At 57.9% G+C, this 22,011-nt stretch carries 23 protein-coding genes; 15 read left to right on the forward strand and 8 right to left on the reverse strand.

Translation table 11 applies throughout. From position 1 onward, the window contains the following. Positions 1-6: 6 nt before the first annotated feature. From nuoL to ACR0KS_RS02815, 6 genes are read left to right on the forward strand one after another with little or no spacing between them, the layout of a single operon-like run. A complete protein-coding gene (gene nuoL / locus ACR0KS_RS02790) occupies positions 7-2,148 on the forward strand; it encodes an NADH-quinone oxidoreductase subunit L (RefSeq protein WP_170562411.1) in 2,142 nt (713 codons plus the stop codon). After that, positions 2,148-3,692: an NADH-quinone oxidoreductase subunit M gene (locus ACR0KS_RS02795; protein WP_170483789.1), complete on the forward strand. Its 1,545-nt coding sequence runs from the start codon at positions 2,148-2,150 to the stop codon at positions 3,690-3,692. Before nuoL ends, ACR0KS_RS02795 begins: the two co-directional genes overlap by 1 nt. A 15-nt stretch (positions 3,693-3,707) precedes the next feature. Then, positions 3,708-5,150: an NADH-quinone oxidoreductase subunit NuoN gene (gene nuoN, locus ACR0KS_RS02800; RefSeq protein ID WP_170410840.1), complete on the forward strand. Its 1,443-nt coding sequence runs from the start codon at positions 3,708-3,710 to the stop codon at positions 5,148-5,150. A gap of 54 nt (positions 5,151-5,204) precedes the next feature. Further along, positions 5,205-5,954 (forward strand): biotin--[acetyl-CoA-carboxylase] ligase, encoded by a 750-nt coding sequence (locus ACR0KS_RS02805; protein ID WP_170562414.1) that lies wholly within the window; start codon positions 5,205-5,207, stop codon positions 5,952-5,954. Between the two features lie 11 nt (positions 5,955-5,965). Next, positions 5,966-6,745: a type III pantothenate kinase gene (locus ACR0KS_RS02810; RefSeq protein ID WP_170548832.1), complete on the forward strand. Its 780-nt coding sequence runs from the start codon at positions 5,966-5,968 to the stop codon at positions 6,743-6,745. Continuing rightward, the gene (locus ACR0KS_RS02815) at positions 6,742-8,412 is read left to right on the forward strand and encodes a ribonuclease J (protein WP_170562417.1); all 1,671 of its coding nucleotides are present in this window, start codon (positions 6,742-6,744) and stop codon (positions 8,410-8,412) included. Before ACR0KS_RS02810 ends, ACR0KS_RS02815 begins: the two co-directional genes overlap by 4 nt. On the opposite strand, the gene ACR0KS_RS02820 is transcribed toward ACR0KS_RS02815, so the two are convergent. Together ACR0KS_RS02820 and ACR0KS_RS02825 are read right to left on the reverse strand one after the other, a co-directional pair. Beyond that, a complete protein-coding gene (locus ACR0KS_RS02820) occupies positions 8,402-9,094 on the reverse strand; it encodes an NUDIX hydrolase (protein WP_170483778.1) in 693 nt (230 codons plus the stop codon). The genes ACR0KS_RS02815 and ACR0KS_RS02820 overlap by 11 nt on opposite strands. A 28-nt stretch (positions 9,095-9,122) precedes the next feature. Beyond that, the gene (locus tag ACR0KS_RS02825) at positions 9,123-9,518 is read right to left on the reverse strand and encodes a DUF983 domain-containing protein (protein ID WP_170384220.1); all 396 of its coding nucleotides are present in this window, start codon (positions 9,516-9,518) and stop codon (positions 9,123-9,125) included. 191 nt (positions 9,519-9,709) lie between these two features. On the opposite strand from ACR0KS_RS02825, the gene ACR0KS_RS02830 reads away from it, so the two are divergent. From ACR0KS_RS02830 to ACR0KS_RS02845, 4 genes are read left to right on the forward strand one after another with little or no spacing between them, the layout of a single operon-like run. Beyond that, the gene (locus ACR0KS_RS02830; RefSeq protein WP_170483776.1) at positions 9,710-10,177 is read left to right on the forward strand and encodes an EF-hand domain-containing protein; all 468 of its coding nucleotides are present in this window, start codon (positions 9,710-9,712) and stop codon (positions 10,175-10,177) included. A 6-nt stretch (positions 10,178-10,183) separates the two neighbouring features. Then, the gene (locus ACR0KS_RS02835) at positions 10,184-10,795 is read left to right on the forward strand and encodes an RNA polymerase sigma factor (RefSeq protein ID WP_170562419.1); all 612 of its coding nucleotides are present in this window, start codon (positions 10,184-10,186) and stop codon (positions 10,793-10,795) included. After that, complete coding sequence (locus tag ACR0KS_RS02840; protein WP_170562422.1) at positions 10,792-11,139, forward strand: hypothetical protein; 348 nt, start codon at positions 10,792-10,794, stop codon at positions 11,137-11,139. The genes ACR0KS_RS02835 and ACR0KS_RS02840 overlap by 4 nt, the downstream gene beginning before the upstream one ends. Then, positions 11,136-11,609, forward strand: coding sequence for a periplasmic heavy metal sensor (locus ACR0KS_RS02845; RefSeq protein ID WP_170562425.1), 474 nt, complete (start codon positions 11,136-11,138; stop codon positions 11,607-11,609). The genes ACR0KS_RS02840 and ACR0KS_RS02845 overlap by 4 nt, the downstream gene beginning before the upstream one ends. A 4-nt stretch (positions 11,610-11,613) precedes the next feature. On the opposite strand, the gene ACR0KS_RS02850 is transcribed toward ACR0KS_RS02845, so the two are convergent. Further along, positions 11,614-13,002, reverse strand: coding sequence for a diguanylate cyclase (locus ACR0KS_RS02850; protein ID WP_170562429.1), 1,389 nt, complete (start codon positions 13,000-13,002; stop codon positions 11,614-11,616). Between the two features lie 88 nt (positions 13,003-13,090). Here ACR0KS_RS02850 and ACR0KS_RS02855 point away from each other — a divergent pair, with 88 nt between their 5' ends. The 5 genes from ACR0KS_RS02855 (at position 13,091) to ACR0KS_RS02875 (ending at position 17,455) form a co-directional block, all read left to right on the forward strand. Further along, positions 13,091-13,375, forward strand: coding sequence for a DUF3572 domain-containing protein (locus tag ACR0KS_RS02855; protein WP_170562431.1), 285 nt, complete (start codon positions 13,091-13,093; stop codon positions 13,373-13,375). Between the two features lie 24 nt (positions 13,376-13,399). After that, positions 13,400-14,092, forward strand: coding sequence for an HAD family hydrolase (locus tag ACR0KS_RS02860; protein ID WP_170562434.1), 693 nt, complete (start codon positions 13,400-13,402; stop codon positions 14,090-14,092). 121 nt (positions 14,093-14,213) lie between these two features. Next, positions 14,214-15,773, forward strand: a complete 1,560-nt coding sequence (locus ACR0KS_RS02865) for a trimethylamine methyltransferase family protein (RefSeq protein WP_170562437.1) — start codon at positions 14,214-14,216, stop codon at positions 15,771-15,773. 120 nt (positions 15,774-15,893) lie between these two features. Further along, complete coding sequence (locus ACR0KS_RS02870) at positions 15,894-16,481, forward strand: heme NO-binding domain-containing protein (protein ID WP_170562440.1); 588 nt, start codon at positions 15,894-15,896, stop codon at positions 16,479-16,481. Beyond that, positions 16,478-17,455 carry a GGDEF domain-containing protein gene (locus tag ACR0KS_RS02875; RefSeq protein ID WP_170562443.1) on the forward strand — a complete coding sequence of 326 codons (978 nt, stop codon included), beginning with the start codon at positions 16,478-16,480 and terminating at the stop codon, positions 17,453-17,455. Before ACR0KS_RS02870 ends, ACR0KS_RS02875 begins: the two co-directional genes overlap by 4 nt. Before the next feature lie 68 nt (positions 17,456-17,523). On the opposite strand, the gene ACR0KS_RS02880 is transcribed toward ACR0KS_RS02875, so the two are convergent. The 5 genes from ACR0KS_RS02880 to ACR0KS_RS02900 all read right to left on the reverse strand — a co-directional run bounded on the left by ACR0KS_RS02880 (position 17,524) and on the right by ACR0KS_RS02900 (position 22,006). Beyond that, positions 17,524-18,222 (reverse strand): CbiX/SirB N-terminal domain-containing protein, encoded by a 699-nt coding sequence (locus tag ACR0KS_RS02880; RefSeq protein ID WP_170562446.1) that lies wholly within the window; start codon positions 18,220-18,222, stop codon positions 17,524-17,526. Positions 18,223-18,293: 71 nt separating this feature from the next. Then, positions 18,294-19,226 carry an AEC family transporter gene (locus ACR0KS_RS02885; RefSeq protein ID WP_170562449.1) on the reverse strand — a complete coding sequence of 311 codons (933 nt, stop codon included), beginning with the start codon at positions 19,224-19,226 and terminating at the stop codon, positions 18,294-18,296. A gap of 61 nt (positions 19,227-19,287) precedes the next feature. Beyond that, positions 19,288-20,085: an MBL fold metallo-hydrolase gene (locus tag ACR0KS_RS02890; protein WP_170562451.1), complete on the reverse strand. Its 798-nt coding sequence runs from the start codon at positions 20,083-20,085 to the stop codon at positions 19,288-19,290. Beyond that, the gene (locus ACR0KS_RS02895) at positions 20,082-20,888 is read right to left on the reverse strand and encodes a TatD family hydrolase (protein ID WP_170562454.1); all 807 of its coding nucleotides are present in this window, start codon (positions 20,886-20,888) and stop codon (positions 20,082-20,084) included. Before ACR0KS_RS02895 ends, ACR0KS_RS02890 begins: the two co-directional genes overlap by 4 nt. Beyond that, positions 20,885-22,006, reverse strand: coding sequence for a DNA polymerase III subunit delta' (locus ACR0KS_RS02900; protein ID WP_170562457.1), 1,122 nt, complete (start codon positions 22,004-22,006; stop codon positions 20,885-20,887). The genes ACR0KS_RS02895 and ACR0KS_RS02900 overlap by 4 nt, the downstream gene beginning before the upstream one ends. Positions 22,007-22,011 lie beyond the last annotated feature (5 nt).

Genomic DNA, 22,011 nt, shown 5'->3' on the forward strand with positions numbered 1-22,011 from the left:
GGGAACATGGAAACCACCATCCTCTTTGCCCCGCTGGTGGGCGCGCTGATCTGCGGTTTCGGCTGGAAGTTCATTGGTGAGAAGGCAGCTATGTGGACGGCCACGGGCCTGCTGTTTCTGGCCTGTCTGTTGTCATGGATCGTGTTCTTCACCTTCGACGGGGTGACACAACAGATCGAGATCATGCGCTGGATCGAGAGCGGATCGCTGTCGACAAGCTGGGCCATTCGTCTGGACCGTCTGACCGCGATCATGCTGATCGTGGTGACGACTGTCTCGGCGCTCGTGCACCTCTATTCTTTCGGCTACATGGATCACGACCCGCAATGGCGCGAGGGCGAGAGCTATAAACCGCGTTTCTTTGCCTATCTGTCCTTCTTCACCTTTGCGATGCTGATGCTGGTGACTGCGGACAATCTGGTGCAGATGTTCTTTGGTTGGGAAGGCGTGGGCGTCGCGTCTTATCTGCTGATCGGGTTCTATTACCGTAAACCGAGCGCCAATGCTGCCGCGATGAAAGCATTCATCGTGAACCGCGTAGGAGACTTTGGCTTTGCGCTGGGGATTTTCGCGCTGTTCTTCCTCACGGACAGCATCAACTTCTCGGACATTTTCGCGTCAGCCCCAGAGCTTGCGGAAACGCAGTTGCATTTCCTGTGGGGCGAATGGACCGCGATCGAAGTGATCTGCGTGTTGCTGTTCATCGGTGCGATGGGTAAGTCGGCGCAGTTGATCCTTCACACCTGGCTGCCAGACGCGATGGAAGGCCCGACGCCTGTGTCAGCCCTGATCCACGCCGCGACCATGGTGACCGCAGGTGTATTCCTCGTCTGCCGCATGTCGCCGTTGATGGAGTTCGCACCGGGTGCGACCGGGTTCATCACCGTGCTGGGTGCCTCGACCGCGTTCTTTGCGGCGACCGTGGGTCTGGTTCAGACCGACATCAAGCGCGTCATCGCTTATTCGACCTGTTCGCAGTTGGGCTATATGTTCGTCGCTGCGGGTGTCGGCATGTACTCAGCGGCCATGTTCCACCTGTTCACGCATGCCTTTTTCAAAGCGCTGCTGTTCCTTGGTGCGGGTTCGGTGATCCACGCCATGCATCATGAACAAGAGATGACCGAGTATGGTGGGCTGCGCAAAAAGATACCCTATACGTTCTGGGCGATGATGATCGGCACGCTGGCCATTACTGGTGTCGGCATCCCGCTGACCACGTTCGGTTTTGCAGGCTTCCTGTCGAAGGACGCAATCATCGAGAGCGCTTATGCAGGTGGTTCGGCCTACGGATTCTGGCTGCTTGTGATCGCGGCGGCGTTCACGTCCTTCTATAGCTGGCGTCTGATCTTCCTGACCTTCTACGGTGAGCCGCGCGGTGACAAGCATACACATGATCACGCGCATGAAAGCCCAATGGTCATGCTGGTGCCGCTTGGTGTTCTTTCCCTGGGTGCGGTCTTTGCGGGCATGATCTGGTATGGCAATTTCTTCGGCCACGCGGACAAGGTCGGCAAGTTTTATGGTATTCCGGTTGCTGAGGCGTCGGAACATGCCGAGGATGGCGATCACGGCAAAGCCGATGCGCATGGCGATGACAGCCACGCAGAAGTTGGCCACGGTGACGATCACGCGGATGACGACCATGGTGAGAAAGACGCTCATGGCGACCATCACTACGTCTTTGCAGGTGAGCCGGGTGAGGGTGCCCTGTATATGGCACCGGACAATCACATTCTGGACGACGCGCATGCAGCCCCGAAATGGGTGAAAGTTTCGCCGTTCGTTGCGATGCTGTTGGGCTTTGTCGTGGCGTACTGGTTCTACATCGTGAACCCGTCACTGCCGGGACGTCTGGCTCAGAATCAGCGCCCGCTCTACCTGTTCCTCAAGAACAAGTGGTACTTTGATGAGATCTACGACGCGATCTTCGTCAAACCCACCGTGGCGCTTGGTCGTTTCCTGTGGAAACGCGGCGACGGCAACACGATTGACGGCTTCCTGAACGGTGTCGCAATGGGCGTTGTTCCCTTCTTTACCCGCCTCGCAGGCAAGGCGCAGACGGGCTACATCTTTACTTACGCCTTCTGGATGGTCTTGGGCATCGCGGCCCTTGTCACCTGGATGTCGATCGGCGGAGGCGCTCACTAATGGATAATATCCTCTCCATCGTCACCTTCATCCCCGCCGTGGCAGCAGGCATACTGGCCCTGTTTCTGCATGGCGAGGACGCGCCCGCGCAGCGCAACGCGAAATGGGTCGCGTTGGTGGCAACTACGGTGACGTTCCTGGTTTCGATCGGCATCTATACGGGCTTTGATCCGTCCAACACCGGCTTTCAGATGGTGGAAGAAGGTGAGTGGCTGCTGGGCCTCAAATACAAGATGGGTGTCGACGGGATCAGTGTTCTGTTCGTGCTTCTGACCACGTTCATCATGCCGCTGACCATTCTGGCCAGCTGGAACGTGACCGACCGGGTCAAGGAATACATGATCGCCTTCCTGCTGCTGGAAACGCTGATGCTGGGCGTGTTCATGGCGTTGGATCTGGTGCTGTTCTACCTGTTCTTCGAGGCCGGTCTGATCCCGATGTTCCTGATCATCGGCATATGGGGCGGGGCGAACCGGATTTATGCGAGCTTCAAGTTCTTCCTCTACACCTTCCTTGGGTCGGTGCTGATGCTGGTGGCGATGGTCGCGATGTATGCGGATGCGGGCACCACGGATATCGAGGCGCTGATGAGCCATCAGTTCTCGTCCGAAGGGTTCAGCGTGCTGGGCGTCTACATCGTGGGCGGGATGCAAACGCTTATGTTCCTGGCCTTCTTTGCCTCGTTCGCGGTGAAGATGCCGATGTGGCCGGTCCACACTTGGTTGCCGGATGCACACGTGCAGGCGCCGACCGCAGGCTCGGTCGTGCTGGCGGCGATCCTGCTGAAGATGGGCGGTTATGGGTTCCTGCGGTTCAGCTTGCCGATGTTCCCAGTGGGCTCGGCTGTGATGACTGATCTGGTCCTGTGGATGTCGGCGATTGCTGTCGTCTATACCTCGCTGGTGGCGCTGGTGCAGGAGGACATGAAAAAGCTGATCGCCTATTCCTCGGTCGCGCATATGGGTTTTGTGACCATGGGGATATTTGCGGCGAACCAGCAGGGTATTGATGGCGCGATCTTCCAGATGCTGAGCCATGGGTTCATTTCGGCGGCGCTGTTCCTATGTGTCGGCGTGATCTATGACCGGATGCATACCCGCGATATCGAGGCGTATGGCGGTCTGGTCATTCGCATGCCCGCTTATGCACTGGTCTTTATGCTGTTCACGATGGCCAATGTGGGCCTGCCGGGTACCTCGGGCTTTATCGGTGAATTCCTGACACTGATGGGTGCTTTCCAGGTTAATACATGGGTGACCGCAGTGGCGGCGACCGGAGTGATCTTTTCGGCCGGTTACGCCCTGTGGCTTTACCGCCGGGTGGTCTTTGGCGATCTGATCAAGGAAAGCCTCAAGGCGATGACGGACATGAGTTCGCGCGAGCGGCTGATCTTTGCGCCACTGATCATTATGACGATCCTGTTGGGTGTCTACCCGTCGCTTGTGACCGATGTTATCGGCAACTCGACCGCGGCATTGATTTCTAACTATGACACGGCTCTGGCCGCGGCTGAGGCCGTGACCCAGACAGCCGCTTCGCACTAAGGAGGCTTTGGAGACATGATCCAGGCTGATCTGACAATAATTCTGCCAGAGATCGTTCTGGCTTTGTATGCGATGGCGGCGCTGATCGGGGCAGTTTACACCACCAAGGACGGGCTGGCGCCTGCTTTGGTATGGGCCACCGCCGGTTTGATGGCTTTGCTTGCGATATGGATCGCGACGAATGGTGATGGCACCAACGTGGCCTTCAACGGCATGTTTGTGGATGACGGTTTCGCGCGTTTTGCCAAGGTTGCGATCCTGTTGTCTGCCGCGGCCGTTCTGGTGATGAGCCAAGATTACATGGCGCGGCGCGGACTGCTTAGGTTCGAGTACCCGCTGCTTGTGGCCTTGGCTGCCGTGGGCATGATGATGATGGTCAGCGCTGGCGACCTGATGTCCCTGTATATGGGGCTAGAGCTGCAATCGCTGTCGCTGTATGTCGTGGCCGCCCTGCGTCGTGACAGCGCGAAGTCCACCGAAGCCGGTCTGAAGTATTTCGTTCTGGGTGCGCTCAGCTCGGGCCTGCTGCTGTACGGTGCGTCGTTGGTTTATGGCTTCACGGGCACCACGCTGTTCTCGGGCATCATCCAGACGGTTCACCACGGAGACGTCTCGGTCGGGTTGCTGTTCGGGCTGATCTTCCTGATCTCGGGTCTGGCGTTCAAGGTCTCGGCTGTTCCGTTCCACATGTGGACGCCGGACGTGTACGAAGGCTCGCCCACGCCGATCACCGCTTTCTTTGCCACAGCGCCAAAAGTGGCGGCGATGGCTCTGTTTGCGCGGCTGCTGCACGATGCCTTCGGCGGAGTGGTCAAGGATTGGCAGCAGGTGATCGTCCTGCTCTCGGTCCTGTCGATGTTGCTGGGCGCGGTTGCGGCGATTGGTCAGCGAGACATCAAGCGACTGATGGCGTTTTCCTCGATTGCCCATATGGGCTATGCGCTAATTGGTCTGGCAGCTGGTACGGAAATGGGCATCAAGGCGATGCTGATGTACCTGGCGATTTACGTGACCATGAATATCGGAACTTTCGCCTTCATCCTGATGATGGAGCGCGATGGCAAGCCGGTGACGGATATCGACGCGCTGCGTCAGTATTCAAAACGCGATCCGGGCAAGGCGCTTGCGGTTCTCATCTTGATGTTCAGCCTTGCGGGTGTACCGCCGATGCTGGGCTTTTTTGCCAAGTTCGGCGTGTGGCAGGCTGGTGTCGGCGCCGGGCTGACCGGTCTGGTAATCGTTTCGGCCATATCTTCGGTCATTGGGGCGTTCTACTACCTTCGGATCGTGTTCTACATGTATTTCGGCGCTGAGAATGATGACCCGATCGAAACGAATTCCTCTCCTGTGCTGTGGGGGGCATTGATGGGGTCGGCAGCCTTGATGCTGATCGGGGTGTTTTACCAGTTCGGTGTCGAAGGCGCAGCGGCTGCTGCGGCTGCAACACTTGTCAACTGATCGCCGCATCATCCAGACGCAGGAGGCTCGGTCATCAGACCGGGCCTTTTTGACATGACCCAATGGCCGCAAGGATATGGCCTGCACGTTTTGCAGGAAGTGGACAGCACGCTGAACGAGGCAGCGCGCATCGCGTCGACTGCGCAAGGCCCGGTTTGGATTTTGGCGCACCACCAGACAGCAGCCCGGGGTCGGCGCGGTCGGGCGTGGGAGAACCCAAAGGGCAACCTTGCGGCGACCTTGCTTCTACGCCCCGAGGGAAGCCCGGAACACGCTGCGTTGCGCAGTTTCGTGGCAGCACTTGCCCTATTCGATGCTTGTGTGGCGGTCACGGGTCGCGCCAGTGGCCTGTCCCTGAAGTGGCCAAATGACGTCTTGCTGAACGGTGGCAAGCTGGCGGGCATTTTGTTGGAAAGCACCGGGCAGGGGCGCGGGATATCTCATCTGGCTGTTGGGATTGGCGTGAACCTGTCCCAAGCCCCATCTGCGCAGGAGATTGAACCCGGTGCGGTGCGGCCGGTTTCTCTGCTATCGGAAACCGGCGCGGATGTGACGCCCGAGGACTTCTTGACCGAGCTTGCAGCCGCGTTTGCAAAGTATGAAAGCCAATTCGTAACTTATGGCTTTGAACCGATCCGCACCGCCTGGCTTGCGCGTGCGGCTCGGCTGGGTGAGGTGATCACCGCCCGTACCGCAGCGTCCGAGACGGTTGGGACCTTTGAAACAGTGGACGCGGGCGGCAACCTTGTCTTAAACACCGCCAAAGGCCGCGTCAGCATTCCGGCGGCGGATGTGTTTTTCTGAAGGAGGCTCAAATGCTTCTGGCAATTGACTGCGGCAATACGAATACGGTGTTTTCGATCTGGGATGGCGAAACCTTCCTGTGCACTCTGCGCACGTCGACGCACCACTCACGAACAGCAGATGCGTATTTCACGTGGTATTCCACACTGGTGAAACACTATGGCATCGATGCTGACATCACGGATGTCGTCATCGCCTCAACCGTGCCGCGCGTGGTCTTCAACCTGCGTATATTCGCAGACAGGTTCTTTGGTTGCAGACCGCTGGTGGTCGGTAAACCTGAATGCCTGCTGCCCGTGGCCCCTCGCATTGACGAAGGCACTATTCCCGGACCGGACAGGCTGGCCAATGCGGTTGGCGCGTTTGACCGTCACGGCGGCGATGTCGTCGTGGTCGATTTCGGCACTGCCACGAATTTTGACGTGGTCGCGTCGGATGGGGCTTACGTAGGTGGGATCATTGCGCCGGGCGTCAACCTCAGCCTTGAGGCATTGCATCAGGGCGCGGCCGCGCTGCCGCATATCGACATTACGCGTCCCGAAAAGGTGATCGGTACGAATACGGTTGGCTGTATTCAATCCGGCGTGTATTGGGGCTATTCGGGATTGATCGAAGGGCTGATTGCCCGCATCAAAGCGGAATACGGAATGCCGATGAAGGTCGTTGGAACCGGTGGGCTTGCGCCCCTGTTCGACCAGGCGGACGTTGGGTTTGACGCGATCGAGGATGACCTGACGATGCACGGCCTGACCGTGATCCATCGCTATAACAAGGAAAATGGCTCAACATGAGCAGTGAACGACTGATCTATCTGCCGCTGGGCGGTGCAGGCGAAATCGGCATGAATGCCTATGTTTACGGCTATGGTAAGCCGGGGCAGGAGCGTCTGATCCTCGTCGATCTCGGGGTGACATTCCCGGACATGGATACAACGCCGGGCGTCGATCTGATCCACGCCGACATCTCGTGGCTGCAAGAGCGTGCGGATCGTCTGGACGCGGTGTTTGTCACCCATGCCCACGAAGACCATGTAGGAGCGGTTGCCCATTGCTATGAAGCATTGGGCGCGCCGATCTATGCCCGCGCCTTCACCGCGAACATTGCGCGACGCAAAATGGAAGAGCATGGCCATCCTGAAGATGCAGTGCAGACGGTTTCTGCTTGGCCAGAGCAGATTTCAGTTGGTCCTTTCACGGTTGGATTCTTGCCGGTTTCACATTCGATCCCCGAAAGCGCGGCACTGGTCATTGATACACCCGAAGGGCGGATCGTGCATTCCGGTGACTTCAAGCTGGATGCCAACCCGGTTGTGGGCGAACCTTTCGACCCGGATCTCTGGGCCGAAGTCGCAAAGCCCGGCGTCAAGGCGCTGGTGTGTGACAGTACCAACGTGTTTTCCCCCCATGACGGGCGGTCGGAATCCGAGGTTGGGCCTGAAATAACCAAGCTGGTCGAAAATGCCAGCGGCATGGTCGTGGCCACGACCTTTGCGTCGAATGTCGCGCGGGTGAAAACGCTGGCAGAGGCGGGGCAAAAAGCGGGGCGCTCGGTCGTTTTGCTGGGCCGCGCGATGCGCCGGATGATCGAAGCAGCGACCGAAACAGGAATTCTCTCGGATTTCCCCAAAGTAATCAGCGCGGAAGAGGCGGTGGATGTGCCGCGCCAGAACCTGATGCTGATCGTGACCGGCAGCCAGGGCGAGCGTCGCGCCGCCAGTGCACAACTGGCCCGTGGCAAATACCGTGGGCTGGAGTTGAAAGAGGGCGACCTGTTCCTGTTCTCGTCCAAGACAATTCCGGGGAACGAGCGGGGCGTGATCTTCATCATCAACCAGCTCAGCGAAAAAGGCGTGGATGTCGTGGATGACAGTTCCGGCTTGTATCACGTATCAGGCCACGCCAACCGGCCGGACCTTGAGAAAGTGCACGCGTTGATCGACCCTCAGATCGTCATTCCGATGCATGGTGAGCATCGACACCTGCGCGAGCACGCGAAACTTGCCGAAGCCGGTGGTCGGACGGGTGTTCTGGCCGTGAACGGCACCATGCTGGACCTGACCGGCAATGCGCCGCAGGTGGTGGACTATGTCGAAACGGGCCGGACATATCTGGACGGTACGGTCAAGGTTGGCGCTTTGGATGGCGTGGTGCGTGACCGAATCCGAATGGCGCTGAACGGTCATGTGACAGTGACGGTCATTCTTGATGATGAAGACGAACCACTGGGCGAACCATGGTGCGATACGATGGGACTGCCTGAGTTGGGAACGTCCAGGGCGGCCTTGGTTGAAGTACTGGAAGAAGACCTGAACCAGTTCCTGATGCGCGCCGATGCCAAGACGCTGCGCGATGACGACAAGCTGGAAGAAGCGATGCGCCGTATTGTGCGCCAGACAGCCAAGGCAGAGATCGGCAAAAAGCCCGAAGTCACAACTGTCATCAGTCGTCTTAGGGCATAGGATAGCCTTTGAGCTTTAGAAACAAGCTCTCCTCTTCCTGATTCAGCAGGAAGGGGACCGACGTTGGCGGTGCGGTGTCTGTAACCCGCGCCGTGATTTCGGCCAGAACGACTTCGGTAATGAAAGGAAGGTCGAATTCGCGCGCACGTTCCAGCGGAACCCATTGCAGATGGGACAGTTCATCCGACGCGCGGCTGAAATCATCCAGATCCCCTTGAATTGCAGAAGCATCGACAAGGAAAAACCGCGCATCAAATCGACGGGGACGCCCAGGAGGGGTCACAGCGCGGAACACGAACTGCAGTGCCTCGGCCGCCGGACGATAACCTAGCTCGGCGAAACCGGTCCAATCCAATGGGGCGGGCGCAGGCCATGCTTCGGGGTGCCCCAAAACCAGCCCGGTTTCCTCCCACAACTCACGAATTGCGGCAGCGGCCAGCGCGTTTTGGAGGTTCGGTTCGGACCGCTCGGCCAGGCGTTCTTGGCACAGGGGCGGCATGGCAGAGGCCAGAGGGATCTCGGCATCTTCCTTGTCGACCGCGCCACCGGGAAACACGAATTTATTGGGCATGAACGCGGCTTTAGCCCCACGTTGCCCCATCAGGATGGACGGCTTTGTCATACGGTCCCGCAGAACGATAACCGTCGCCGCGTCACGGATCGCTGTTTTATCAACCGTCATGATGTGCCCATCTGGATAGTCCGGGTCATTACGACTTTTCAAACCCGTTCATGCGGCGCGCCCATTGATAGGCGACCACGGCACCTTTCAGTCGGGGCAATAGGAAAAGGGATAGCGCCGTGCAGCCTATCGCGAATATCAGGAACATCGTCAAAGGCTCGGGCCGCCAATGCACGTATGAGACATGCAGAGCAGGTGCCAGCAAATGTCCGACCAGCAGAATCGTCAGGTAAGCCGGGCCGTCATCCGCCCTGTGGTGAAACAGTTCTTGCCCACAGGACGCGCAACTGTCGTTCACCTTTAGATAGCTATGCAAAAGCTTTCCTTCACCGCATTTCGGGCAACGGCACCGAAACCCTTTGACCAATGCAGGCCAGGTCGGGCGTTCGTGCTGGGCTATGGTGTCGATCGTCTGATCTGTCATTGTGATACTCACACGTTCCAGTTTGAGGGATATTGCGCATCTTTTCCGCTGCAGAAAAGGGGGGTGCGTCGCTTTGTGCGCCTGCGCAGTGAATAAACTTTTTCGGGTTTCTGCGACGGAATCCGCGCATCGCCACGTTTGAACCTATGTGAGCAGCGGCAAAGACACCGCACAAACAAAGGAAAACCGATATGAAAAGCGCGAAGTTTATCCCGGCGATTGTCCTTTCTGCGGTCGCGATTACAGGTACCTCGGTTCTGGCGGCAGGTCCGCGCGGTCACGAACCTGTGACCTTTGAAGAACTAGACGCCAACAATGACGGTCAGGTGACGCTTGAAGAAATGCAGGCCCACCGAAGCCAGCGATTCACCGACGCCGATACTGACGGCGATGGCCAGTTGAGCGTTGAGGAACTGCAGGCGGCCAGCCAAAAGAAGGTGAACGAGCGCGTCTCGAAGATGTTCGAGAGGCACGATGCCAATCAGGACGGTTTTCTGAGCGAGGATGAGTTGCCCAAACCGCGCCGCGCTGACAAGATGTTTGACCGTATAGACGCAGACAATAGCGGTGCGATTTCGGAACAGGAATTTGCGGATGCGAAAAGCAAGATGGGCCGGCACCACAAGAAACGCGACAAGGGCGGTTCTGACGACAGCTGATGCGGGATGGAGGATCTGACCTCTCCACTGAACGATGTTCGCGGTGCCGCCTGCACCGCGGACACGCCCAGCGATGACGTCTTGCTGGGTCAGTTCGCCCTTGGCGATGCAGCCGCCGCGCGCGTTCTGACTGACCGGCTTGGGCCGCGAAGTTTTTCGGTTGCCCTACGGATGCTGGGGTCACGGGCTGAGGCCGAAGATGTCACGCAAGAGGCCATGATGCGCCTGTGGAAGGTGGCTCCGGAATGGGTTTCGGGGCAGGCCAAGGTTTCAACATGGCTGTACCGCGTAACGATGAACCTGTGCGTGGATCACCTGCGCAAGCAAAAACCTGACCGACTGGCAGAGATTCCTGAGCCAGAGGATGGTCAGGCCAGTGTTGCCGAGCGCATGCAGGACAACGCCCGCAAGGATGCGCTGCAACTGGCCTTGTCGCAACTGCCCGAGCGTCAGCGAAAGGCCGTTGTATTGCGGCATATCGAAGAATTGCCCAACCCCGAGATTGCCGGGATCATGGGCATTTCCGTAGAAGCGGTCGAGAGCCTGACTGCTCGTGGCAAGCGGGCTTTGACAGGGATATTGGCCGGAAGACGAGATGAACTGGGGTATGACCGATGACTGAAGACGAAAAACGCTTGGATCAGTTGTTTGCGCAGGCCCGGCAGGGCCGGCCAGAGTTGCCTGACGCGCTTGCGGTTCGCATCTTGACCGACGCGGAAGAAGTGCGCCTCGGCCTGACGAAGCCAGAAGGCAAGCCCTCTCGGGCGCTTTGGACGCGGATTGTTGACGGCGTCGGAGGTTGGCAAGGCATGGGCGGGCTGGTTGCGGCCAGTGTTGCAGGGGTTTGGATCGGTTTTGCCGCGCCGGGTTTCCTGCCGGACCCGGCTACAATTCTATTCGGTCAAGACACCAGCATAGTGCTCGCGGATCTTGATACATCATTTCTGGAGGACGCCGAATGAGCGATAGCCCAAAACCCGAGCGTCGGTGGATGCCAGTCTTGTTGGGCGTTTCCATGGCCCTGAACTTGCTGATCATCGGAATTGCCGTTGGAGCGACCCTTCGTGTCAAAGGAGGCGAACGCGCCAAGGCTCCGCCCGGCTTTGGTTCGGCGCTCTATCGGGCCTTGCCGAAAGAGGACCGGAAGGCTTTGCGTGGGGATTTGTCGGACCGGCACAGGAAAGGGGCCAGCAGTCGGTATCAGGACTTTGCGGCGCTGAACGAGGCATTGCGCGCCGAACCTTTTGACCCGGCCACCCTCCAGACCCTTCTGACCCGACAAGCGCAGTCCACGGCCGAACTGCAAGTTGCATTGCAGAACAAGTGGCTTGCTCGCATTTCGGCGATGACCGATGCCGAGCGCGCGGCCTATGCGAACCGGCTGGAAGAAGTCATTCGGCGCGGGCCGCATGACCACAAGAAAAAGAATTGAAGTGTCAGGCAGCGCATTGTCTGACCCGAACCTGATTTCTTCCGGCCCGTTTCGCGGCATAAAGCGCGGTATCGGCGGATTTTATCAAACCATCCAACGGTTCCCGTTGCGAATGTGGCGGTTGGGTCGCGATAAGCCCGATACTGATTGTCACCGGCACCCTGTTCAAAGAGCCGGGCAGCGCAAACGGTGTCTGGCGAATACAGTCGCACAGGGTACGGGCCGTGGACAGGGCCGATGCTTGGGTCGTTTCTGGCAAACCAATCAGAAACTCCTCGCCACCTATGCGAGCGACGAAGCCAGATGAACCGACTGTGCGCTCCATCCTTCGTCCGGCTTCGGTCAGAACAAAGTCGCCCGCGTCGTGGCCATAGCGGTCGTTAATGGATTTGAAATGGTCCAGATCAGCCAGCATAACTGCAAATCCCTGCTCGACCCGAGAGGATTTCCGAGCGATCTGATCCATTGCCCGCATTGCATAGCGACGATTGTGAAGGCCGGTCAGGGGGTCGATCCAGGATTCAGCGATCCCGCGGTGAAGCGACGCGCGCATTTGGTCCATTCTGATTTTTCGAGCGATCTGGTTATCCAGTCTCAGTAAAACTTCTTCGGGGCAAAAACCGCCCAAACAGATCGCATCCACCCCACGATCAAGCGCCTCGGACGCGAGAGCGGCGTTTTCTTGGGGCAGAACCCCGATCAATACGGTTCGCCGCGTTGCCCCCCTGGACCTGAGATCGGCAAGGGTATTCAAATCTGAGGCGTTCGCTCCGATTTCAACTACGATTGCATCCGGAAGCGGCCCAGACAAAAGCCTCTGCAAATTCGAGGATGTGTGAGCGGTCAGGTTATGGCGCGTGCGATCTGACAGCGCCTTGTGCCACAGCGCGCTTGTTCTGGAAGTCTGGGCAAGAACAGCAACACGCGCTTTCTTTCGCGGAGCATTGAAGCCCGCAAGAGGTTCAGCAAAGCCAATCGGCTGCGACCCGCTTCCGACCTTGAGTTCCTGAGTGTCAGCTCGTGCACGCAGCAGGCTGCGGACCCGGGCCAGCAATAGTGTATCTTTGAAAGGCGGGGCAAGGACATCGTCCAATCCGTCGCCAAGCGCTTTCAGCCTGGCGGCCCTGTTGTTTTGCGCGGCAATGGCGACAACCGGCACGTCCACAAGATCGGGGTCTGCCGCCACCAGATTTTTGACGTCCGCGGCAGTGCCATCAGGAAGCGATTGCGCCGTCAGCACAAGATCGGGCCGCGTACGCCTTAATAACCCGGCCAGACCGTCCAGTTTTTCGCCTTGGACCACGTGATACCAAGCGGCTGTCAGCTGAACTTTCAGCATGATGCGATTGGTAGAGGTCCCGTCTAGGACAAGGATGGTTCCCTGCACGGACATATGAGTCACCGTTGATTGCATGTGTTGCCAAAGTCTTTATGAGTCTGGTTAACAAACCCTTTCCAATGTCTGATCCGGGGTCACTTTTATGGCACTCTCCGCCCAATCCGCTGAAACGCTGGCGCTCGATGTTCTGGGCTGGCTGGTGGGGAACGAAGAACTTTTGCCTGTGTTTCTTGGCTCGACCGGTGCGTCCGCTCAGGACATCAGAGACGGGGCGGGTGACACGGGTTTCCTTGGGTCCGTGCTGGACTTTCTAATGCTTGACGATTCGTGGGTGGTGGCCTTTTGTGATGCCAATTCCGTACCTTACGAGTTGCCTGGCCAAGCGCGTGTCGTTCTGTCTGGCGGCGCGGATGTTCACTGGACCTGAGTTCTAACTTTTCTGGAGTCTACAATGCCCATCGACGCGATCCTGTTCGACAAGGACGGTACTCTGTTTGATTTCGCAAACACTTGGGGGGCTTTTGGGCGCAACGTTTTGTTGCGGCTGGCAGAGGGAAATCATCAGCACGCAGCCGAACTGGGTCGCGTTATCGGGTTTGACTTGGAAAAGGTGGCTTATTCGGAAGATAGCGTCGTTATCGCAGGAACAGTGGAGGAGGTCGCCGAGGCATTGGCCCCTCATCTTCCTGAAATGACGCAGGACGCCCTTATAGATGTATTGAATACCGAGTCAGCTTTGGCGCCGCAGGCACCTGCGGTTCCGTTGGTTCCCTTTTTGGATGGTCTACGGCAGGCAGGCTTGAAACTGGGCGTGGCCACGAATGACGGAGAGATGCCCGCGTTAGAGCATCTGGCCTCGGCCGGTATTCGCGATCACTTTGATTTTGTCGCGGGGTATGACAGCGGGCACGGTTTCAAGCCGGGTCCGGGGCAGCTTTTGGCGTTTGCTGCGCATGTTGAGGTTTCCCCCGAACGGGTCGCCATGGTTGGCGACAGCCTTCACGACCTGCAAGCCGGGCGCGCGGCAGGCATGACTACAGTCGGAGTGCTGACCGGACTTGCGCAAGCCGACGCGCTGGCGCCAATGGCTGATGTTGTGCTGCCTGATATCGGGCATATTCCGGGATGGCTGGCGAAGTTCTGAACAAATTGGCGTCAGAATCGCCGGTTCGGGCATTGAATCCGACATAGCTTGTCGCAGACAGAGCGGCCAGCCGTCGGACTTCGGGGCTTGCTTGAGAAAAGGCAAGCTCCGGGAGGATCCAATGGCCGAGACAAAAACGCGTAGACGCCGCAGTGGAGGGCGCGCGGGTGCCGCCGAGCGCCGAGGAACCGCGGTGATTGACCAGATGCCCTGGAGCCCTCCGGTCAATATCGACAATCCCACCGAACCTCTGGATGAAGCCGGTATCGAGGCGGTTCACGAAGGGGCCATGCGCATCCTCGAAGAGATCGGGATCGAATTCTACAACGAAGAAGCCATCGCAATCCTGCGCGAAGCCGGATGCACGATAGAGGGCGACAATGTCCGTATGGGGCGCGACTTTGTCATGGAGATGGTCCGAAAAGCTCCGTCTTCTTTCACGATAACGCCGCGCAACCCGGATCGGAAGATCGAGATCGGCGGGAAAAACATGCTTTTCGGAAACGTGTCTTCGCCACCGAATTACTGGGACATGGAGATCGGGACCAAAGTACCGGGCAACCGCGAAATGTGCCGAAACCTGTTGAAATTGACGCAGTATTTCAACTGTATCCATTTTGCTGGCGGGTATCCGGTTGAACCGGTTGATATCCATGCCAGCGTTCGCCACCTGGATGTGCTCTATGACAAGCTGACCCTGACGGACAAGGCGATGCACGCTTATTCTCTGGGCAAGGAGCGGGTTGAAGATGTCATGGAGATGGTGCGGATCGCAGGTGGTCTGAGCGATGAGGAATTCGAGGCAGAGCCTCGGATGTATACGAACATCAACTCGACCTCGCCGCTGAAACATGACCATCCAATGATTGACGGTTGCCTGCGCCTGGCACGGAGAGGGCAGGCCATTGTCGTGACTCCGTTCACTCTTGCCGGGGCAATGGCCCCGGTGACGATGGCCGGGGCGGTGGCGCAGTCTCTGGCCGAAGCGCTGTGTGCGATCGCCTTGTTCCAATATGTGCGTCCGGGTATCCCTTGCGTGATCGGTACATTTACCTCCAATGTCGACATGAAGTCGGGTGCGCCTGCATTCGGGACACCGGAATACATGCGCTCGACCCAGATGACAGGCCAGATGGCGCGGTATTACGGTCTGCCGATGCGATCTTCTGGAGTGTGCGCGGCGAACGTTCCAGACGGGCAATCCGTTTGGGAGACCTCGAACTCTCTGTGGGCAGCTGTTCAATCGGGCACCAACATGGTTTATCACGCAGCCGGTTGGCTTGAAGGTGGGCTGATCGCAAGCCCGGAAAAGTTCATTATGGACTGCGAGATATTGCAACAAATTCAACGCTATATGCAGCCAGAAATCACGGCCACCGGACCGGATGAAATTGCGTTGGAGGCAATTAAGGCGGTTGGAAACGATGGCCACTTCTTTGGCATCCAACACACGCAAGATCGCTATACGACAGCGTTTTATCAGCCGTTCCTGAGTGATTGGAAAAACTACGAAGGCTGGAATGTCGCCGGAGGAATCTGGACGGCAGAGCGTGCGCATCACATGTTCAAGGAAATTATCACCAGCTTCGAGCCTCCGGCGATGGATGACGGAATACGCGAAGAATTGGCAGACTTCGTGACCCGCCGAAAAGCCGAAGGAGGGGCTCCGACGGATTTCTAGTCCAAGGGGGCAACTTCTGGTTTGAGACTAGGGCGTATTGTACCTATCTCACCGGGTATCTTGGCTTTTTGTTAAGGATTATAGGATCAGACTGAGGATGTAACCACACTGGGGCATCTTATGCATGGTCTGATCAATCGGGCGGTACAGTCATTTGTTTGTGCGACCTACTGGCAGTCGTGCTGGCTGAAAGTGACCGAAGCGGCAGACTTGGGTTTCTCCGAGTTCGAGGCGATGCTTGTCTACGATGACGATATGACCCTTAGGGTTCTGGATGTCCTCTGTGCCAAGCTGAAACGGGCCCGCGCTGAAATCCTAGAAGACCTCGGCACGTATCTGGTGTCGCATCCCAACATGGAAGGATTGCGGCGTCTGCTGCGGTTCGGAGGGGAAACCTACGTCGAGTTTCTGCATTCACTGGACGATTTGTCTGACCGGGTCAGGTTGGCGGTCTCTGACCTGAAGCTTCCAATGCTTGAGCTGCGAGAGCTGTCGCCGGCAGAGTTCCAACTGTACTGCTATCCGGGTCTGCAAGGCTATTCCAGTGTAATGGTTGGCGTTTTGCGGGCCATTGCAGACGATTACGGGGCGTTGGCCATGTTGTCGCATGACGGCCGCAAGGGTGACGTGGATGTAATTTCCATTGTCTTGATCGAAAGCGCCTTTGCAGAGGGTCGCCATTTCGATTTGGGGGCGCGCAGATCATGATGGAAACCGCTGATCTGACCGGGCTGTTAGAGATGTTATGCCCGATGTTCGTGCTGGTGGACGAACAAGGTGAGATAAAATTCGTTGGACCAACCCTGCAAAAGCTCCGACCGAAACAGCCAATGCAGGGTCGAAGTTTTCTGGACGTTTTCGATCTGGTGCGCCCGCGCTCTGTCACCACAACATCGGCGCTATTGTCCCTGGCCGGTGCAAAACTGCACCTGAAGTTGAAGGACGAACCCCGCACCGCGCTCAAGGGGCTGATCGCACCGCTGCCCGGCGGCAAAGGGGCGATCATAAACTTGTCTTTCGGTATTTCGATCCTGGACGCCGTTCGGGACTACGCGCTGACAAGCGCTGACTTTTCCGGGACGGATCTTGCCATCGAACTGCTTTATCTGGTCGAGGCGAAATCAGCAGCGATGGAGGCGTCTCGTTCGTTGAACCTGCGCTTGCAAGAGGCCATGCTTGCGGCTGAGGAGCAGGCATTTACGGATATGCTGACCGGGCTAAAGAATCGCCGGGCAATGGACGTATTTCTGGGGCACATGACGTCTGGCAATGTGCCCTTTGCATTGATGCATCTGGATTTGGACTACTTCAAATCCGTCAACGACAGGCTCGGCCACGCGGCAGGTGACTTTGTCCTTCAACAAGCTGCACGCATCATGGAGGAGGAGACCCGAAATGACGACCTAGTGGCGCGTATTGGCGGCGACGAGTTCGTCATTGTGATAAAAGGCTCAATAAATCAGAACGTTTTAGCCTCGATAGCCGAGCGGTTGATACAACGGCTCCAGCAGCCAAAGGACTTCGAGAATGAGACTTGTCGGGTGTCCGCTAGCATTGGCATAGCGATGTCCACTCAATTCAGTGACCTGAAAAAAGAAGGGCTACTAAACGCGGCAGATCAAGCCCTGTACCAAGCAAAACGGATGGGGCGGTCCCGCTACTGTTTTTATTCGACGGCATAAGGTGCGTACGCACGGATAGGGCATTGTCGGCTTTAGGAACGACGACAGAGTGGAGTTGCCGAGCCGTGTCACATTTCCCTAGCGACAGCGGTTAGGACCTTTGCAATGTGCCGCTTAACGCGCGGAAGTTCCCCGACAACTGGGAAAACCCGACCTTGGAAAGAGGCGCGATCCAGCTCTTGCGGGATGTCCTCAAGTACATGTCCGCCCGTACAGGCAAAAAATGGCAGGCAGATTGCTTTTGCACCGGTACCCTCGGCCATTACGGCGATAGAAGGCGATTCCTCGACGAACCCAACGCGTACCGATCGAAACGCCAGTACCCTTTCGAGATTGCGTGCGAAAGTTCTGGCGACTTCCGACGGGTTGCGGCTGCGGCCCGATCCGTGCGCTGCCAATATGAGGTGCGTGCAGTTGGGCTCCCATTTGGTTTCCGCCAGGCTGTCTCGCAGGGCTTCCGAAGTCAGCGAGGGTAAGTTGGCGTCGGCGCCCAAAGGATCGAGAATACGCACAGGTCTGTCCCCAACGCGACTTGGCAGCGCGCTGGTCACGAACCACCCCTTGGCCATAAACAGTGGGTAGATAACTGTGTCATCGGGCAATTCATCCAGTTTGGATTCAAGCTTGCCAGGGGCGGCGAGCGTAGAGGACGTAACGGTTATGCCGTTGCTTAGATTGTTTACCTCGGCTGCATATGCGGCTAACGCTGCCTCGGCGGGCTCTGGGTCAGAAGGCTGACCGTGGGCAACGATAAGAGCGTGGGGCATTGAAGTCGTCCTGTTTGTTTTCGCGAAAGGTGTGTCCGGCATGGACAAAGTCAAAGTGTATTTCGAGTGGGTTACCCCAGCAATGTCAGCCAGAGCCACACCGTCAGAATGGATGCCGCCGTACCGATCAAAACCGAGGACACTGCGACCCGTTTTGCCCGCCCGTACATATTCGCAAAGATATAGGCGTTAAAACCGGGTGCCATGGCCGCATTCAAGACGCCGGAACGTAACAGATCCTGTTGCAGCCCAACCGTTGATCCAAACAGCCAAACCAGACTTGGGTGAAGCATAAGAGATACGCAACAGACAAATGCAATCGCACGCAAGTCGCCTTCGGGTTTGTATTTGACCAGAACACCGCCCAATGCGAACAACCCGCCGGGCAACGCTGCGCGCGTCATCAGGCCAAGCGCCTCATCCACGACCGCAGGGACTGCGATCCCCGAAAGGTTGACGGCAAAACCTAAGGCGATGCCGAGGATCAGGGCATTCCGAAACATGGCCGACAGGACAGACCGAACCATGAGCGCCCTGCCATTGCCGCGATTCCGAATTACCTCCATCACCGTGATGCCAACGCCATAGCAAAAGGGAGAGTGGAAGGCGATTATTGCGTAGTTGCCCGTCAGGTTCTCGGGCCCATAGGCGCGTTCTGTAATCGGCAGCCCCAGCAGAACCGAATTGGAGAACAGGCAGCAGAACCCTATGACGACACAGTCCTCCCAATCTCGATTGAACACTAGGCGCGCGCCAAACATTCCGACGCAAAAGCACAGCGCGGCGGCAGTGTAAAAGCTGGCGAGCAAACGCGGATCAAAGCTGGCGCTAAGGTCCAAGTGGGAAATCGCCAGAAACAGCAGGCATGGGATCGCGAACCCTTGGGTGAATTTCATCAGCCCATCGACGTGGACTTGCTTGAAATACCCGGCCCGAGTTGAGGCGTAACCTGCTCCAATCACGAGGAAAACTGGAAGAATTACATCAAGCAGGCCTTGCAGCATCTACCGCCCCACAAAAATTGCCGCTTTGGGCATGGTTATCGTGGTGCAGGCGGTCAGGGCGTCACAGCGCCTGATGGATCACCATGCCGTCGAAAGCAGGGGTGATGTGATCAGCGGTTTCCGCTTGGACCGTGGCAAAGTCGAGGTCGATATGCATGTTGGTCAGCACGGCGGTTTTGGGTTGCAGTTTTTCGATCCAACCCAACGTTTTTTCCAGATGCGCATGAGTAGGGTGCGGTAACCGCCGCAGCGCATCAATGATCAGGCAGTCCAACCCTTCCATCATCGTCCAGGCATCGTCGTAAATTTCGGCCACGTCGGGCAGATAGGCCAGATTGCCCATCCGAAACCCCAAAGCGTCGATCGAGCCGTGGTTGACCTTGAATGGGCGGAAGGGGATGGGTCCTCCGGGGCCATTGACCTCGAAAGGGCCATCAATGGTTTTCAGATCGAGGATCGGGGGATAAGGCGAGCTATCGGGCTGAATGAACGCATATCCAAACCGTCCCAGTAGATCGTTTTGAGTGTCTCCATCCGCCCAGACGGGCACACGTTCACGCATGTTGAAAACAATCATGCGCAGATCGTCGATGCCGTGCACGTGATCCGCATGCGAATGGGTATAGACTACGCCGTCCAGACGGCCTGTGCCTGTATCCAGCAACTGACTGCGCATGTCTGGTGTCGTGTCGATCAGAACCGAAGTCGTCCCCTCGGGACCCTCGCGTTCCACCAGCATCGAGCAGCGCCGGCGCACATTCTTGGGGTTCGTCGGATCGCAGTCGCCCCAGTGACCACCCAACCGGGGAACGCCGCCAGAAGACCCGCAACCAAGGATCGTACAGCGCAGCGTTGTCATGCAGCCGCCTTGTACGTTGCGGCTTTGGTGAACAACCGGTCAAAATTCGCCTGCGTCTGGGCTGCGAATTCAGGGTAGTCCATTCCAAAAACCTCGGCCCCTTTTCGGGCAGTATGGGCCGTGTAGGCAGGTTCGTTGCGCTTGCCTCGGAACGGAGGCGGTGCCAGATAGGGCGCGTCGGTTTCGACAAGGATGCGGTCGACCGGGGCGCTGGCGAATATGTCCCGAAGCTCTTGGCTTTTGGGAAAGGCGGTGATGCCGGACATCGACAGGTAAAAGCCCAAGTCCAATGCAGCTTTCGCCAGCTCCGCCGAAGAAGAAAAACAGTGCATAACGCAGGAATACGGCGCGTTGCGATATTCCTCGTTCAGAATCCGCACCATGTCATCGTCGGCAGCGCGGGCATGGATAATCAGCGGAAGGCCCGTCCGCTGCGCGGCTTCGATGTGGATGCGCAGGGATTGCTTTTGCACCTCGGCACTGTCGGCGGTGTAGTGATAATCTAGGCCGGTCTCTCCGATGCCCACGAATTTGGGGTGCTGTGAAAGCGCCACCAATTCGTCAACGGTTGCCATCGGCTCATCCGCGGCGCTCATGGGGTGCGTTCCAGCGGCGTAGAAGACCGCGGCATGCGCCTCTGCAATCGCGCGGATGGTGGGTTCGTTGCGCAACCGGGTGCAGATCGTAACCATCCGTGTCACGCCTGCTTGGGCGGCGCGGGTCACGATCTCGTTCAACTGGCCATCGAAATCGGGGAAGTCCAGATGGCAATGACTGTCTGTAATTTGGGGCGTGTCGCTCATCTGCTCTGACCGGCGGTTTCCTGTATCTTGAACACCGTATCTAGGACCAAAGCGGCAGGGTCAAGGTTCACGGCCTGACCATGTCGCGCCCGTGATGTGACCAGGGCTGCCGTGTCCGCCCATTGGCGGGCCTGATGGGGGGATCGGGACATGCGGGACAACAGTTCTGCCTCGCCGGGGGCAGCTTCGGGCATCGGCGGCGCACCCGATGCGCCAGTGACAGCCAACCGCGACAGAGCGATCTCAGTCAACGTGAGTAGCAATTCAAAGCGTTCGGTTGCACCGCGCTGGGCCGCGGCTTCGGCCAATGCTAGGGCGCGCTGGCGATCCAACCTTGGAATTGTGCCAAGTACTGCGATCAGTTCCGCGTAAATTTCCATCCCGCCCAGATTGATCAGACGCACGGCAGCACCGACTGAGCCCGAAGCCAGGGCGGTCAGATGATCGGGGTTGCTGGGTGGCTCTGCTCCGGTTTGGGTCAAAGCTGTCAGCATATCCTCTGTTCCAAGCGGCGAAAGCCTGAGCGTCCGGCACCGTGACCGGATCGTCGGCAACAGACGCGAGGGTTGGTGTGACACCATCAGAATCGTGGTGCGAGCCGGTGGCTCCTCTAGCATCTTCAGCAGGGCATTCGCCGCGATGACGTTCATCTCATCCGCAGAGTCCACGATGACAACCCGACGCCCACCGTCGGCTGACGATAGACCGAAGAACCGTCCGAGTTTACGGATATCTTCGGCCACGATTTCGTTGCGCATCTTCCCCTTGTCATTGACTGTCCGGATGATCGAGGCCAAGCCCGGGTCAGCTCCGGCCCGAATACGGTGGGAAACAGGGTGATCCTCGTCAATATCCAGAGTCGCCGGCGGCGGAGGCGCACCGAAAAGGCCGTCTTCCTCAGCGACCGGCGTGGCCAGCAAAAACCGCGCAATACGCCACGCCAATGTGGCCTTCCCGACACCGCGTGGCCCGGTCAGCAACCAGCCGTGATGCAGACGATCCGAGTTGTATGCGGTCAAAAACGCTTGCTCGGCCTCGGTTTGCCCGAAAAGCTGCCGGGTTTCACGCGGGTGAGGGGCACCGGGTGCCTGATCCGGGGGCTGGGGTTCGTCGCTCATCAGTG

The sequence above is a fragment of the Ruegeria sp. BC7 genome, from assembly GCF_056539165.1.

What these genes read in the sequence shown, in the direction of transcription:
- ACR0KS_RS02895 (WP_170562454.1), bottom strand. Translation starts at nt 20,888, where the DNA reads ATGAGCGACACGCCCCAAATTACAGACAGTCATTGCCATCTGGACTTC.
- ACR0KS_RS02880 (WP_170562446.1), bottom strand. Translation starts at nt 18,222, where the DNA reads ATGCCCCACGCTCTTATCGTTGCCCACGGTCAGCCTTCTGACCCAGAG.
- ACR0KS_RS02870 (WP_170562440.1), top strand. Translation starts at nt 15,894, where the DNA reads ATGCATGGTCTGATCAATCGGGCGGTACAGTCATTTGTTTGTGCGACC.
- ACR0KS_RS02845 (WP_170562425.1), top strand. Translation starts at nt 11,136, where the DNA reads ATGAGCGATAGCCCAAAACCCGAGCGTCGGTGGATGCCAGTCTTGTTG.
- ACR0KS_RS02805 (WP_170562414.1), top strand. Translation starts at nt 5,205, where the DNA reads ATGACCCAATGGCCGCAAGGATATGGCCTGCACGTTTTGCAGGAAGTG.
- ACR0KS_RS02875 (WP_170562443.1), top strand. Translation starts at nt 16,478, where the DNA reads ATGATGGAAACCGCTGATCTGACCGGGCTGTTAGAGATGTTATGCCCG.
- ACR0KS_RS02860 (WP_170562434.1), top strand. Translation starts at nt 13,400, where the DNA reads ATGCCCATCGACGCGATCCTGTTCGACAAGGACGGTACTCTGTTTGAT.
- nuoL (WP_170562411.1), top strand. Translation starts at nt 7, where the DNA reads ATGGAAACCACCATCCTCTTTGCCCCGCTGGTGGGCGCGCTGATCTGC.
- ACR0KS_RS02890 (WP_170562451.1), bottom strand. Translation starts at nt 20,085, where the DNA reads ATGACAACGCTGCGCTGTACGATCCTTGGTTGCGGGTCTTCTGGCGGC.
- ACR0KS_RS02900 (WP_170562457.1), bottom strand. Translation starts at nt 22,006, where the DNA reads ATGAGCGACGAACCCCAGCCCCCGGATCAGGCACCCGGTGCCCCTCAC.
- ACR0KS_RS02810 (WP_170548832.1), top strand. Translation starts at nt 5,966, where the DNA reads ATGCTTCTGGCAATTGACTGCGGCAATACGAATACGGTGTTTTCGATC.
- ACR0KS_RS02850 (WP_170562429.1), bottom strand. Translation starts at nt 13,002, where the DNA reads ATGTCCGTGCAGGGAACCATCCTTGTCCTAGACGGGACCTCTACCAAT.
- ACR0KS_RS02830 (WP_170483776.1), top strand. Translation starts at nt 9,710, where the DNA reads ATGAAAAGCGCGAAGTTTATCCCGGCGATTGTCCTTTCTGCGGTCGCG.
- ACR0KS_RS02815 (WP_170562417.1), top strand. Translation starts at nt 6,742, where the DNA reads ATGAGCAGTGAACGACTGATCTATCTGCCGCTGGGCGGTGCAGGCGAA.
- ACR0KS_RS02840 (WP_170562422.1), top strand. Translation starts at nt 10,792, where the DNA reads ATGACTGAAGACGAAAAACGCTTGGATCAGTTGTTTGCGCAGGCCCGG.
- nuoN (WP_170410840.1), top strand. Translation starts at nt 3,708, where the DNA reads ATGATCCAGGCTGATCTGACAATAATTCTGCCAGAGATCGTTCTGGCT.
- ACR0KS_RS02825 (WP_170384220.1), bottom strand. Translation starts at nt 9,518, where the DNA reads ATGACAGATCAGACGATCGACACCATAGCCCAGCACGAACGCCCGACC.
- ACR0KS_RS02865 (WP_170562437.1), top strand. Translation starts at nt 14,214, where the DNA reads ATGGCCGAGACAAAAACGCGTAGACGCCGCAGTGGAGGGCGCGCGGGT.
- ACR0KS_RS02820 (WP_170483778.1), bottom strand. Translation starts at nt 9,094, where the DNA reads ATGACGGTTGATAAAACAGCGATCCGTGACGCGGCGACGGTTATCGTT.
- ACR0KS_RS02885 (WP_170562449.1), bottom strand. Translation starts at nt 19,226, where the DNA reads ATGCTGCAAGGCCTGCTTGATGTAATTCTTCCAGTTTTCCTCGTGATT.
- ACR0KS_RS02795 (WP_170483789.1), top strand. Translation starts at nt 2,148, where the DNA reads ATGGATAATATCCTCTCCATCGTCACCTTCATCCCCGCCGTGGCAGCA.
- ACR0KS_RS02835 (WP_170562419.1), top strand. Translation starts at nt 10,184, where the DNA reads ATGGAGGATCTGACCTCTCCACTGAACGATGTTCGCGGTGCCGCCTGC.
- ACR0KS_RS02855 (WP_170562431.1), top strand. Translation starts at nt 13,091, where the DNA reads ATGGCACTCTCCGCCCAATCCGCTGAAACGCTGGCGCTCGATGTTCTG.